The 13,382-nt window shown below is 73.7% G+C and carries 11 protein-coding genes; 5 read left to right on the forward strand and 6 right to left on the reverse strand.

The window, feature by feature from the left end; translation table 11 throughout:
- Positions 1-12: 12 nt before the first annotated feature.
- Genes secA2 through AC5L36_RS10470 form a run of 3 tightly spaced genes read right to left on the reverse strand, consistent with a single transcriptional unit; the run spans position 13 to position 4,354 of the window.
- Positions 13-2,301, reverse strand: coding sequence for an accessory Sec system translocase SecA2 (secA2, locus tag AC5L36_RS10460; RefSeq protein WP_441214758.1), 2,289 nt, complete (start codon positions 2,299-2,301; stop codon positions 13-15).
- 18 nt (positions 2,302-2,319) lie between these two features.
- Positions 2,320-3,408 (reverse strand): zinc-dependent alcohol dehydrogenase, encoded by a 1,089-nt coding sequence (locus AC5L36_RS10465; protein WP_441214759.1) that lies wholly within the window; start codon positions 3,406-3,408, stop codon positions 2,320-2,322.
- A complete protein-coding gene (locus tag AC5L36_RS10470) occupies positions 3,401-4,354 on the reverse strand; it encodes a Gfo/Idh/MocA family protein (RefSeq protein WP_441214760.1) in 954 nt (317 codons plus the stop codon). The genes AC5L36_RS10465 and AC5L36_RS10470 overlap by 8 nt, the downstream gene beginning before the upstream one ends.
- Positions 4,355-4,422: 68 nt before the next feature.
- Between AC5L36_RS10470 and AC5L36_RS10475 the strand changes: the two genes are divergently transcribed.
- A complete protein-coding gene (locus tag AC5L36_RS10475; RefSeq protein WP_441214761.1) occupies positions 4,423-5,412 on the forward strand; it encodes a glucosyl-3-phosphoglycerate synthase in 990 nt (329 codons plus the stop codon).
- Positions 5,413-5,420: 8 nt separating this feature from the next.
- Positions 5,421-6,530 (forward strand): glycosyltransferase, encoded by a 1,110-nt coding sequence (locus tag AC5L36_RS10480; protein ID WP_441214762.1) that lies wholly within the window; start codon positions 5,421-5,423, stop codon positions 6,528-6,530.
- On the opposite strand, the gene AC5L36_RS10485 is transcribed toward AC5L36_RS10480, so the two are convergent.
- A complete protein-coding gene (locus tag AC5L36_RS10485) occupies positions 6,503-7,681 on the reverse strand; it encodes a baeRF2 domain-containing protein (RefSeq protein ID WP_441214763.1) in 1,179 nt (392 codons plus the stop codon). The genes AC5L36_RS10480 and AC5L36_RS10485 overlap by 28 nt on opposite strands.
- A 111-nt stretch (positions 7,682-7,792) precedes the next feature.
- Here AC5L36_RS10485 and AC5L36_RS10490 point away from each other — a divergent pair, with 111 nt between their 5' ends.
- Complete coding sequence (locus AC5L36_RS10490) at positions 7,793-8,323, forward strand: hypothetical protein (protein ID WP_441214764.1); 531 nt, start codon at positions 7,793-7,795, stop codon at positions 8,321-8,323.
- A 3-nt stretch (positions 8,324-8,326) separates the two neighbouring features.
- Here the strand turns inward: AC5L36_RS10490 and AC5L36_RS10495 are convergent, their stop codons facing one another.
- Entirely contained in the window at positions 8,327-9,301 is a 975-nt protein-coding gene (locus tag AC5L36_RS10495; RefSeq protein ID WP_441214765.1) for a LacI family DNA-binding transcriptional regulator, read from the reverse strand.
- A gap of 56 nt (positions 9,302-9,357) precedes the next feature.
- Here AC5L36_RS10495 and AC5L36_RS10500 point away from each other — a divergent pair, with 56 nt between their 5' ends.
- The gene (locus AC5L36_RS10500; protein WP_441214766.1) at positions 9,358-10,575 is read left to right on the forward strand and encodes an MFS transporter; all 1,218 of its coding nucleotides are present in this window, start codon (positions 9,358-9,360) and stop codon (positions 10,573-10,575) included.
- Between the two features lie 696 nt (positions 10,576-11,271).
- Here AC5L36_RS10500 and AC5L36_RS10505 read toward each other — a convergent pair.
- The gene (locus tag AC5L36_RS10505) at positions 11,272-12,618 is read right to left on the reverse strand and encodes an acyl-CoA synthetase (protein WP_441214767.1); all 1,347 of its coding nucleotides are present in this window, start codon (positions 12,616-12,618) and stop codon (positions 11,272-11,274) included.
- Between the two features lie 23 nt (positions 12,619-12,641).
- Between AC5L36_RS10505 and AC5L36_RS10510 the strand changes: the two genes are divergently transcribed.
- Positions 12,642-13,343, forward strand: coding sequence for a hypothetical protein (locus tag AC5L36_RS10510; RefSeq protein WP_441214768.1), 702 nt, complete (start codon positions 12,642-12,644; stop codon positions 13,341-13,343).
- Positions 13,344-13,382: the final 39 nt, after the last annotated feature.

A 13,382-nucleotide genomic window follows, 5' to 3' on the forward strand; every position in this document is an offset into this window, starting at 1 on the left:
CAAGAAACCTAGTCAGCGCGACGACAACCGCCGACCGACCGCCGAAATCAACCGGTCGAGCTCCGAGCCGAACGGGTTGTCGTGCACCAGGTAGGTCCAGGTGGCCGACGGGCGGACCAGCGTGGCCTCCTCCGGTTCCCAGTCTTCGGTGACCTCGATCGTCTCGAAGGTCTCCAGCGTGAGCTGCTCGATCTTCGGGAAGAGGTCGTTGAACGCCGGCACCGCCGACCGGTGGAACTCGTCGAGCGGGTCGAGCCGCCCCAGCGCCCGCAGGTGCACGCCCTCGCGCACCTCGTTGAGCTCGGCCAGGTGCTCGGCCCACAGGCGGTCGAGGTGGTAGAGCGCGATCGAGCGGCCGATGCGGGAGAGCAGCTCGTCGTCGATCTCCTCGGTCTCCTCCGGGAAGCGGTCGCGGAGCAGGTCGGCGGCGACGTCGGTGGTGAGCAGCCGCTCGCGGCGCTCGGCGAGCGCGATGCGCTGCTGCTCGATCACCACGCTGTACCGCCAGGTGTTGCGGTGGATCTCGTGGTTGACGCCCTCGGCGACGCGCTGGGCGTGCTCGATCGCGTACGTGACCTGCTCGTCCACGACCAGACCGTCGGCGTGCATCTTCGGCGAGGCGGGGATCAGCTCGGGCGCGTGGCGCACGACGAGCTCGTCTTCCAGGCTGACGAAGAAGACCGAGTGCCCGGGGTCGCCCTGCCGGCCGGAGCGGCCGCGCAGCTGGTCGTCGACGCGGCGGCTGTCGTGGCGGCCGGAGCCGATGATGTACAGCCCGCCCAGCTCGGCGATCCGGTCGTAGTCGGCCTGGTCGCTGCCGCCGAGGCGGATGTCGACGCCGCGGCCGGCCATCTGGGTGGAGACGGTCACCGCGCCGTACGTGCCGGCCTCGGCGATGATCGCCGCCTCCTCCTCGTCGTTCTTCGCGTTGAGCACGACGCAGGGGATGCCGGCGGTGTTGAGGCCGGCGGCGAGCTGCTCGGACTCCTTGACGTCGAGCGTGCCGATCAGCACCGGGCGGCCCGCCTCGTGGGTGAGGCGGATCTCCTCGATCAGCGCCTCCTCCTTCTCGGCCCGGGTGGCGTAGATGCGGTCTTCGTCGTCGACGCGGACGCAGGGTGTGTTGGGCGGGATGACCGCGACCTCGAGCTTGAAGAACTCGCGCAGCTCGTTGCCGACCAGCACCGCGGTGGCGGTCATGCCGCAGAGCGTCTTGTAGAGCGCGATGTACGCCTGCACGGTGATCGTGTCGAGCACCTCGCCCTCGGCGGTGGCGCTCAGCCCCTCCTTGGCCTCGACGGCCGCCTGGAGCCCGTCCGGCCAGCGGCGGCGCTGGGCCACCCGGCCGCGCATCTCGTCGACGAGCTCGACCGCGCCGTTGCGCACGATGTAGTCGACGTCGCGGTGCAGCAGCGCCTCGGCGTGCAGGGCGACGTTGACGGCGGAGAGCTGCTCGACGTTCTCGTCCGCGTACAGGTCGATGCCGCCCAGCGCCTTCTCGACCGCCCGGAGACCGCGGTCGGTGAGCGCGACCGACCGGCCGTCGTCGGCGATCTCGTAGTGGCGCTTGTTGACCAGGGCCTTGACCAGGGCGGCCGCGGCGTGCACCGGGTCCTGCTCGCCGGGCACGGTGCCGGCCAGCACCATCGGCACGCGGGCCTCGTCGATGAGGATCGAGTCGGCCTCGTCGACGATGCAGCAGGCCAGCTCGCGCTGCACCCGGTCGTCGATGTCGGTGACCAGCTGGTCGCGCAGGTAGTCGAAGCCGCCCTCGCTGACCGAGACGTAGGTGACGTCGTTGCCGTACGCCGCGCGGCGCTGCTCGGGGGTGGACGCCTCGGTGACCCACCCGACGGTCAGCCCGAGCAGCCGGTAGACCGGTGCCATCCAGAGCGCGTCGCGGCGGGCGAGGTAGTCGTTGACCGTGATCACGTGGACCGGGCCCTTGCCGCGGCGCACGTGCCCGTACGCGGCGATCGCGGCGGTCAGCGTCTTGCCCTCACCGGTGGCCATCTCGGCGACCTTGCCGGAGAGCAACGCCATCGCGCCGAGGAGCTGCACGTCGTACGGCGTCTGGTCGAGCCCGCGCCGGGCCGCCTCCCGCCCGAACGCGCAGATGTCGACGTAGTCGGTCGCCTCGGCGGCCTTCTCGGTCAGCTCGGAGTCGCTGAGGTCGGCAAGCTCCTCCGCCCGACTACTGATCTTGGGGAGCAGCTTCTCCAGCGGGCCGAGGTCGACCGTGGTACCCGGGCGCTGGAGGAAGCGCTGCATCCTGCTTTTCAACCGCTGCGACACACCCATGGTGGGCAACGGTACTATTCAACATTCCAAGATCGTCGCCACCTCCTGCCGCGTTCGCGACGCGAGGTCGCGTAGCAGCTCAGGGCCCTTGTCGAACGGCACCACCGCGGTCACCACGTGACGCAGGATCCCCGCGGCGCACTCGCGCACCATCGATATCGTCTCGGCGGAGAGCCGTTCCCGGTCCCAGGCGGCGGCGAGACCGCGCGGCACTCGCCCGATCTGCGCGCAGCGCACCGAAAGCCCGTTGTGGTGGAACTCCTCCCCCAGCCGCAGCTCGCCCGCCCCGCCCTGGTAGAACGCCAGGTCGACGACGGTCCCCTGGGGCCGCAGCAGGCGCGTCGCCAGGTGCAGCGCCGACGCCCGCCCCCGGCACTGGAAGACCACGTCGGCGCCGCGGTCGCCCGGCCCCCGCCGCCACCGGCTCTTGACCGCGACCGCCGGGTCACCGGCCGCCGGGTCGAGCACCGCGCAACCGAGGGCCGCCGCGACATCCCGGCGCCGCGACGTCTCGTCGAGTACGAGCACCGAGTCCGCGCCGTGACGGATTGCGAACGCCGCGGTCAGAAGACCGATCATCCCGGCGCCGACGACGGCTACCCGCCGACCCCGCACGCCGTCGCCGAGGTCGCGCACCCCCGCGCCGAAGACGTCCGCCGCCGCGTGCAGCAGACCGTTGGCGCAGATGGGACCGGCGTGCGCCACGTAGACGCCGAGCATCGGGTCGAGGTCGGCCGGCAGCGGCACCCACCGGTCGACCAGCGGGTCGGCGAGGTAGCCGGTGCGGTGCCCGTACGCCATCGCGACGACCGTGCCCTCCGCGACGGCCGGGGTGGCCGACTCGGTGACCTGCCCGACCTCCATGTAGCCGAGCCGCTCCACCGGGTACGCCTGCGCCGGTTCGCCGGGCACGAACAGGCCGAGTTCGGGATCGAGGCGGGCGGAGAGTAACGGGTTGGTGCCCTTGACGTAGCTCAGCTCGGTGCCCGCCGACACTCCACTGTAGAGCGTGGCGACCCGGAAGGTGCCGTCCCGCAGCGGCGCCGGCTCCTGCTCGCGGATCTCCACGTGCTGCGGCGCGGTGACGACGATGACCCGCTCAGACACCGACCGCCTCCCCCGTCGCGGCCGAGCGGGCCACGGCGGCGGCGAGGCGGTGGGTGCGCAGCGCCTCGGCGTAGGGCACGCGCACGTCGTCGGCCACGCCCAGCACCGCGTCGACGAACGCCCGGTCGACCGCGACCCGCGCCGCGACCGGGTCACCGGGGTAGCGGTGTTCGCCGCCCGCGTCCCGTACCAGAAGGGCGTCCTCGCCGACCGCGATGGCCAGACCGTCCGCGATGACCTCGACCGCGGCGCGGTGTTTCCAGCCGAGTACACAGGCGGTGGTGAGCGTTCCGGGGGCGCCGCTCGCGAAGTGCACCATGGCGGCGGTCGCCGCGTCGACGTCGGCGCCTTGCACCGCCGGGCGGCCGCCGCCGGCCGCGTGCACCCGCACCACCTCGCCGGCCAGCAGCCGCATGACGTCGAGCACGTGCGGAGCCTGCTCGATCAGCGGCCCGCCGGAGGACTCGCGCCGCACCCACCAGTCGACCGGCGGCACCTTGTCGAGCCAGGCGCCGTTGACCAGCCGCACCTCGCGGCCGGCGAGCAGGTCGCGGGCGCGCTCGACCACCGCCAGGTACCGCCAGTGCAGCCCGACCGCGGTGACGACGCGCTCGGCGAGCGGGGCGATGCGTTCGGCGGTGGCGAGGTCGACGGCGAGCGGCTTCTCCACGAACATCGGCAGCCCCGCGGCGAGCACCGCCTCCTCGGCCGGCCCGTGCGCGAAAGGTGGCACGCATACGTATACAGCATCCGGTTGGGCATCGACGAGAGCCGCTACGTCCGGGTACGCCAGCGCGCCGTGCTCGGCCGCGAGCGCGCCGGCCGCGTCGGGTACCACGTCGGTCACGCCCACGACGCGCACGTCCGGGAAACCGGACAGCACGCTGGCGTGGCGCCGCGCCACGTTGCCCGCACCGACAATGGCGACGGCGCACGTTCCACCCATGTGTTCTCGCTCCCAACGCCCGACTGTCGCGGCGGTTGGATACCCGATCTTTGGGAAACCACTCCCCCATGTGGCATCCGCTTTCGGTGAGCCCTGTCGTGGAGGCCTGGTCCGCGTACCGGACCGGCACCGCCAGCCAGTGGCAACCCCGAGATCTGGTCCGGGCGAAGGGATCCAGCACGGTGTCCGTCGTGCTCCCCGCCCGCGACGAGCAGGACACGGTCGGTGAGATCGTCCGTACGATCCGCCGGCACCTCGTCGAGCGGCTTCCGCTCGTGGACGAGGTCATCGTCGTCGACTCCCGTTCCGGTGACGAGACCGCGCGCGTCGCGGGCGAGGCCGGCGCGCGGGTGGTCGACCAGGACCAGATGACCCGGGGCCTGCCCCGGCTGGAGGGGAAGGGCGACGCGCTGTGGGCCGGCCTCGCGGCCGCGCGCGGCGATGTCGTGGCGTTCGTCGACGCCGACCTGCGCGAGTTCCGGCCACACTTCGTGACCGGGCTGCTCGGGCCCCTGCTCACCGACCCCTCGGTCGTGTACGTCAAAGGCTTCTACCACCGGCCGCTCGAAGCCTCGGCCGACACCGAACGCGACGGCGGCGGCCGGGTCACCGAACTCATGGCCCGCCCGCTGCTCAACCTCTTCTGGCCCGAGTTGGCCGGTTTCGTGCAGCCCCTCGCGGGCGAGTACGCGGGCCGCCGCGAGGTCCTCGAACAGCTGCCCTTCGTCTCCGGGTACGGCGTCGAGCTCGCCATGCTCATCGACCTGCTGGAGACGGTGGGCCTCGACGCGCTCGCCCAGGTGGACCTCGGCGAGCGCCACCACCGCCACCAGAGCACCGAGGCGCTGGGGCGAATGGCCGCGCAGATCCTGTACACCGCCTGGTCCCGCCTGTACCGCCAGGGCGTCGTGCCGACGGCGCAGCCGGTGGCCGGCGCGCTGACCCAGTTCCGGCGGGGCGGCGAGGACGCGCTGCCCGGCCTCGGCCGCGAGGTCGTGACGCACGACGTGTCGGTGAGCGAACGCCCCCCGCTGGCCCGGCTGCGGGTCGTCTCGTGAAGGTCCTCATGAACGCGGGCCCGTGGCTGCCCGTCCCGCCGGACGGCTACGGCGGCATCGAGAACATCGTGGCCACGCTCGTCCCCCCGCTGCGCGAGCTGGGCGTGGAGGTGGTGCTGGCCAGCGTCGGCAGCTCCACTTTGGACGTCGACGAGCTCGTGTCGGTCTTCCCCTCGCCCCAGTTTCCCCAGCTTCAACGCCCGTACAACCAGGTCAACGGCGTCGTACCGGCGCACCAACACGCGGTCGTCCGGGCGGTACGCGAGCGCGGCGACATCGACCTCGTGCACGACCACGTCGAGGCGGCCGGCCTGTCCACGCTGGCCGCGCTCGGCCGGGACGACCCGCCGGTGCTGCACACGCTGCACTGGGACCTGCACAAGCACCCCGAGCTGTACGGCACGTTCGAGGGCGGGGGCCGGGTGTGGGTCAACGGCGTCTCCGCGAACCAGCTGTCCCGGGCGCCCGAGGCGTTGCGCGCGCACGCGGTCGGCCACGTACACCTGGCCACGCCGCTGGCCGACGGCGCCGACCGGCGGCGGCCGCCGGACAAGGGCGACCACGTCGTGATCCTGGGCCGGATCACGCCCGGCAAAGGGCAGGACCTGGGCGCGCGGCTGGCGCACGAGCACGGCTTCGACCTGATCCTGGCCGGCCCGGTGGGGCCGTACCACTCCCCTTCGGACCTCGCGGCGGTCTCCACTTCGGACAATCCCGACGTGGCCTACTTCCGCGAGAAGGTCGAGCCCTATGTGGACGGTCGGCGGGTGCGCTGGCTCGGCACCGTACGCCCACCGGCCCGCGACGACCTGGTCGCCGGCGCCCGCGCGGTGCTCGCGCCGCTGCGCTGGGCCGAGCCGGGCGGGACGTTCGTGGTCGAGGCGCTCGCGCTGGGCACGCCCGTCGTGGGCCTGTCGATGGGCTGCCTGCCCGAGCTTGTCGACCACGGCCGCACCGGCTTCCTCACCGCGCACGAGGACGAGCTGCCCGACCTGGTGGAGGCGGCCGCCAAGCTCGACCCCGCCGAGGCGATGCGCGAGGCGGCGCGGCGCTTCACCCCCGCCGTGATGGCGGCCCGCTACGTGGAGCTCTACCGGGCGGTGCTCGCGTCCGTGTAACGCAGGACCGCGCCCACCCCGTGGCGCAGGTCGGCGTCGTCGGGGCCGACCAGGACCAGGTCGGCCCCGGTGCCGGCGACGGCGCGGACCAGCGCGGCGTCCGCCCGCACCCGCACCGGCTCCTCGACACCCATCTCGGTCAGCTGCGCCGGGTCGAGCGCCAGCTGCGCCGGCTCCGGCCCGATCCACAGCTCGTCGGTCGACGACGGGTCGTCCACGATCAGCATCGCCTCGACCTGTTCGCGCTGGAGGGCGTTGACGACGGCGGCGAGCCCGTTGCCGACCCCCGCCTGCGCGCCGAACCGGTCCACCGCGTCCCGGGTACGCCGGTCGGCCACGTCGGCGACCGCCACGGTCGTCGCGTCGTCCAGCGGCTCCGGGTCGGCGCCGGCCGCCCGCGAACCCGCGTCGGTCACCACCGCCCGCTCCCGCCACCGCTTGGGCAGCTGGTCCAGGAGCAGCTGGCGGGCCCGCACGTCCCCGGCCAGGACCAGCACGTCCGGCCCGAGCGTGTCGGCCAGCTCCGTCGTGGCGGCGGCCACGTCGCCGGTGTTGCGCTGCCAGGTGGTCTCCGCCTCCCGCTGGTACCGCGCCTGCGACCACCCGCCCGGCTTGACCTTCCGGATCGGGTACGACTCGTGCCCCCGCACGGTCTCGCTGTGCCGCACCGTCCCGGTCGGCGGCACCGTGCCCGCCTCGGCGGGCGGCGCCACGCCCGCACCCGGCCGCACCCCACCGGTGTCGAACGCGGTCAGGTCGCCGCCGGTCCGGTCCGCCACGACACGCAGCCAGCCGACCTCCTCACCGCGCTGGGCGACGAGGGGCATGGTGTGCGGCAGCGCGCCGTACCGGGCCAGGTCCGCCCGCGGTGGCGTGGGCAGCCGCTCGACGGTCACGTCGTCCGGCGCCGCCTCGCTCACGAACAGCGCGACCCCCCGCCGGTCCGGCTCGGCCGGCGCAGCGTCGAGCGCCTGGTCCATCGCGCTCAGCAGGCCGGCGCTGGCCCCCTGCCCGGCGAGGCTCTCGCGCAGCGCCCGCCAGCGCAGCGCCACCGCCCGCGCGGCGTCCTCGGTGTCCGGGGTGGCATCCAGGTAGGCCGACGCCCAGGGCCCCGGGTGGGCGTAAAGCGACCGCAGGAATGAGAGGTCCATGACGTCGCCATACCCGATGACAACGCATTCACTCACCCGCCGCCCCCTCGTGGAAATGCGCGGCAATCGATACGCTGAGTACTTGCGCGATAAACAATCGGTAGGACTGCCATGACCTGGGACCGGGAGCTCTTCCCCGAACCCGTGTCGCACCGGCCGGGCCCCATCATCAACGGCCACGTGGTCAAGCTCGAGGCCGGCTATCCGCGCGAGATCAAAATCGGCCAGCCCGTCCTGGTCGGCGTACTGGCCGCCGCGGCCGTGGTCCGCCTGATCCTTTCGCTGCTGCGGGCCGGCTCCGGCGGCGGCCGCAAGTGGAAAGAGCTCAAGAAGGGCCCCGAGTACCTGGTCACCCCGATGCGCGTCCGCGCCACCGACGGCGTCCTCTGCGAAATGGAAATCCACGGCCACCTGCCGCAAAGCGCACTGGAACCGCGCGACCACGTACAGGTCACGGTCCGCCGCCAGAAAGACCCGGAACTCGCCCCCCGCGTCGAAAAGATCGTCAACCTGACGACCGCTCAGCTGCTGACCCCGCACACCCCGACGCTCTGGTCCCACCTGGGCCCGGCTCTGCTGACCCAGGCCCTGCTGGGCCTGCTCGTCTTCGCCACGGTCGCCGCCTGCACGGTGATCACCTGACCGCTACGCCGTCTCGCGGGTGACCACATGTGAGGGGTAGGCGGTGACCGGTGGGACGCGGGCGCCGGTCAGCACCGCCGACGCCGCTCCCGCCGCGATGTGCTCCACCGGGTGGGTCGCGGTCGTCAGCGACGGCAGGCTCAGCGCGGCGAACGGGATGTCGTCGAAGCCGGCCACCGCCATGTCGCCGGGCACGTCGAGGCCTCGGGTGCGGAGCGCGGCGAGCGCGCCCAGCGCCATCGCGTCGCTGGTGGCGAAGACCGCGTCGGTGTCCGGCCAGCGGTCCAGGATCCGCTCCGCGGCCGCGCGGCCGGAGGCGGCCGTGAAGTCGCCCGGCACCAGGCGCACCGGCAGGCCCACCTCGGCCGCGGCGGCGCGGTACGCGTCGATCGGGCGCTGGGTGCACGGCATCCACCGCGGGCCGGTGACCATGGCGACGCGGCGGCGGCCGGTGGTGTACATGTGGTGGATCATCGCGGTGGTGGCGCCGCCGTTGTCGACGTCGAACGACGGGACGTCGCGCGAGCCCACCCCGATCGACGCCACCCGGCCGGCGAGGGCGGGTGGCATGGCGGCGAACACGGCGTCCGTGGTGTTCGCGACGATCAGCCCGCGCACGCCGCGGTCCTCGGCGAGCCGGCGCAGCACCGGGCCCGGGTCGTCCACCGGCAGCCACACCAGCGAGACGCCCACGTCGTAGGGCGCGCCGGTCTCCGCGGCGGAGCGGAGCACGCGGTCCACGTACGGGTCGTCGAGCACGGCGGGGGTGGCGCCGGCGATCGCGACCACGAGGCGGTAGCCGGCGCCGGTCTTGAGTGCGCGGGCGACCTGGTCGGGGGCGTACCCGAGTCGGTCGGCGGCGACCCGTACCCGGTCGCGGGCGGCGGGCGACGCGAAGCCGTAGCCGGCCAGGACCCGGGACGCGGTCGAGCGGGAGACACCCGCGGCGCGGGCGACGTCGTCCAACGTTGGTGCCATGAGAGAAATCATGCACCCGCTTGAGATGAGAACGCTCTCAGCGTTGTGATTCACCAATGCGCCCGCAGCACCCTCGCTACGTCATCGCCGCCCGCAACGGGGTCGCCGCGGCCTTCGGCCTCAACGGACTGGCGGTCGCGACGTGGTTCGCGCGGGTGCCGGCCGCCCGTGACGCGCTCGGCCTCACCGCGGGCGAGCTCGGCCTGCTCATGCTGAGCCTCTCCGCCGGCTCGCTGCTGGCCCTGCCACTGGCCGGCCTGATCGCGAACCGGCTCGGCACCGCCCGTACCGTCGCCGTCGCCGGCCTGGCGATGGCCGCCGGTCTGGTCGGGGCCGGCGTGGCCGCGGACGCCTGGGGTTGGGCCCCGGCGGTGGGTGCGGGGCTCTTCGCGATCGGCTTCGGCGCGGGCAGCTGCGAGGTCGCGATGAACGTCGAGGCGGCCGCCGTCGAGCGCAAGCTGGAGCGCACCATCATGCCGCGCTTCCACGCCGCCTGGAGCCTGGGCACCGTCGCCGGCGCCGGCCTGGGCGCGGCCGCCGCGCGGGCCGGCGTGCCGATCGCGGCCCACCTGGCGGTGATCGCGGTGGTAGTCGGCGCCGGCACGCTGGTGGCGGTCCGCTCCTTCCTACCGGACGAGCGGGCGGCCGCCGAGGGCGGCGCGAAGGGTGGCGGCCTGCTCGCCGCCTGGCGCGAGCCGCGCACCGTCCTCATCGGACTGCTGGTGCTGGTGATGGCGTTCACCGAGGGCACCGCCAACGACTGGCTCGCGGTCGCGTTCGTGGACGGGCACGGCGTGAGCGAGGCGGCCGGCGCGGCGAGCTTCGGCATCTTCGTGGCCGCGATGACCGTAGGCCGCACCGCCGGCACGCTGGCGCTGGACCGCTGGGGCCGGCTCCGGGTGCTGTGGACGACAATGGCGTTCGCCGCCGCCGGCGCCGCCGTAGCGGTGTACGCCGACTCCGTACCCCTCGCGCTCGCCGGCGTGGCCCTGTGGGGCCTCGGCGCCTGCCTCGGCTTCCCGGTCGGGATGAGCGCCGCCGCCGACGACGAGAACCGGGCGCCGGCGCGGGTGAGCGTGGTCGCGGTGATCGGCTACACCGCGTTCCTGGCCGGCCCACCGTTCGTCGGCCTGCTCGGCGACCGGGTGGGCGTGCTCCGCGCCCTGCTGGTCGTGCCCCTGCTGATCCTCCCCGCGCTAGCGCTGGTGCCCGCTCTCCGCCCACCCCGCACCCCGACACGAACCCCCGAACCCGTGAAGGCCGCCGTCGACTAGCTTTCGGCGTCGGAGTTGCCGCGCAGTGCATAACCATGCGACCCGTGCGCACCCTCAGAGCCCCTTCGCCGCCACCCATAAGCCAGTGGATCTAGAGACCTTTCGGGGTCAGGGTCGCCGCTCGTCGCGGCGTTGCTTCAAGGCAGATTTGCCCACGTCCGCGTCAGCGGCGGACCGTATGCTCCCGCGGGCACCGCTCCCGGCCGGCGGCTCGCAGCGCTCGCCGAAACCCCCGGCCGTCCACTGCCAGCTCCGCGAGACAAGCCCGAGCGGGTCTGCGCGGGGGCCTACCTGCGCCATCCTGACGCAGCGTAACCAGCCAAAGGGACCAGACTTCCCCGTCGCTTCCCGGATCGCCGATCCGGGAACAGACATTGTGGACAAACGTCGACCACCGCCTGGCGCGAGCTCCGTCACCACGCCCCCTTTCCTCCCGGCCGGTTGCGCGCAGGGTGATCGCGACCAACGGCGGACGGGTGAGGCCGCGGGAGCAACGGTCTGGACCACGACGGACATCGCGGTAGCTCAAATCTCTGTCCAAATAGGGGTCGAAGCCACCCCGACTCCGCAACCACCCACCAACAAACCGAACCAGCCGGAGACGGCCCGCCGACCCGCGCGTTCTCCGGCGGGAGCAGTGGTCCGCAGCTGACACGAACCGGGGCCATTCAAGCCTGAGGCACCGCGTTACCCCTCCTACAGACGTTGCTTCTGGACCTTGCCCATGTCGTTGCGGGGCAGTTCGGGCAGGAAGCGGACTTGGCGCGGCCGTTTGTGCGCCGACAGCTGGCTGGCGACGAAGCCGATCAGCTCGTCCGCCTCCACGCCGTCCGCCACGACGTACGCGACGATCTCCTGCCCCAGCTCGTCGTGGGGTGCGCCGACGACGGCGGCCTCGCGGACCGCGGGGTGGGCGAGCAGCGCGTTTTCCACCTCGCCGGCCCCGACGCGGTAGCCGCCGCTCTTGATGAGGTCGGTGGACGAGCGGCCGACGACGCGGTGCCAGCCGTCCGGGCCGACGGTGGCCACGTCGCCGGTGCGGAACCACCCGTCCTCCGTGTACGCGGCCGCGGTCGCGTCCGGCCGGTTCAGGTAGCCGGAGAAGAGCGTGGCGCCGCGGACCTGGAGCTCGCCCACGGCCTCGCCGTCGTGCGGTGCCGGCGCGCCGTCCTCGCCGACCAGGCGGGTCTCGACGCCGGCGATCGGCCGGCCTACCGCGCCCGGCCGCCGTTCGCCGTCGGCGCGGGTGGCGACGGTGATGAGGGTTTCGGTCATGCCGTACCGCTCGACCAGCTCGTGCCCGGTCAGCTCGCGCAGCGCCGTGAATACCGGCACGGCAAGGGCGGCGCTGCCCGACACCAGCAGCCGCGCCGGCACCAGCGCGCGGGCCGCCGCCGGGTCGGCCGCGACGCGGTGCCAGACGGTGGGTACCCCGAAGTAGAGGGTGCCGGCGGCCGCCGCGTACGCCTCGGGGCGGGGGCGGACCGTGTGCACCAGCCGGGAGCCGGTGCGGAGGGCGCCGAGCACGCCGAGGACGAGTCCGTGCACGTGGTACAGCGGGAGGCCGTGCACGAGCGTATCGCCGGCGGTCCAGGCCCAGGCGTCGGCGAGCCCGTCCAGGCCGGCGGCGATGGCGTCCCGGCTGAGGAGCACGCCCTTGGGCGCGCCGGTCGTGCCGCTCGTGTAGAGGACGAGCGCGGTCGCGCCGCCCGCCGGCCGCGCGGCGAACGACCCGCGCGCGTGGACGTCGACGCCGTCGAGGAGCTCAGCGCCCGCGTCGCCGAGGATGTGCGCGCGCTCCATCGGCCCCGAGTCGGGCGGGATGGGCACGACGGGGACGCCGGCGGCCAGACCGCCCACCACCGCCACGATCGTCTCCAGCGACGCGGTGGCGGTGACCGCGACGGCCGGCGCGCCGGCGACGCGGGCGGCGAGGGCGCTCGCGGCACCGGCCAGGTCGGACCAGGACATCGCGCGGTCACCGACCCGCACGGCGTCGGGACGATCTCCGAAACGCCCGGTGAGCGCGGGCAGCAGGTCCATGCGGGACACCCTAGGCTAGGGGGATGGCACGGAAACCGACCGTTGTCGACGTCGAGACCGGGCAGAAGAAGGTCTTCGCCTGGGCGGTCGACTGGCCGGGGTGGTGCCGTTCGGCCAAGACGGAGGAGGCGGCCCTCGCCGCGCTCGCCGACTACGTGCCGCGATACGCGGTGGTGGCGGAAAAGGCAGGGCTGACCTTCCCGAAGACGATCGGCGACACGTTCGAGATCCGGGAGCGGCTGCCGGGCGACGGCGGCACCGAGTTCGGGATCCCCAGCAAGATCTCGGCGGGCGACCGCGAGCCGGTGAAGGCGGCCGAGGCCACCCGCGCCGCCAAGCTGATGACCGCCGCCTGGGAGACGCTCGCCGAGGTGGCGGCGGCTTCCCCGGCCGAGCTGCGCAAGGGCCCGCGCGGCGGCGGCCGCGACCGGGACAAGATGCTCGACCACGTGGTCGGCGCCGAGCAGGCCTATGCACGGCAGGTCGGCATCAAGCACAAAACGCCCACCTTCGACGACGAGGAGGCGGTCGGCGCCCTCCGGGCCGACCTGCTGGCCCTGCTGGGCAAGCCGACCAAGGCCGGCGACGAGCCGAAGTGGCCCCACCGGTACGCGGTGCGCCGCATCGTCTGGCACGTGCTCGACCACGTGTGGGAGATGGAGGATCGGGCGGCCCCGGAGCTGGCACAACCCGAAGCTGGGCGCGCGGCGGCCGGCTCGGATTGAGCCGGCGTCCGGGGCCGAAGCGGCGGAGCGAGCCAGCCG

It is taken from the genome of Phytohabitans sp. LZ39 (assembly GCF_059359075.1).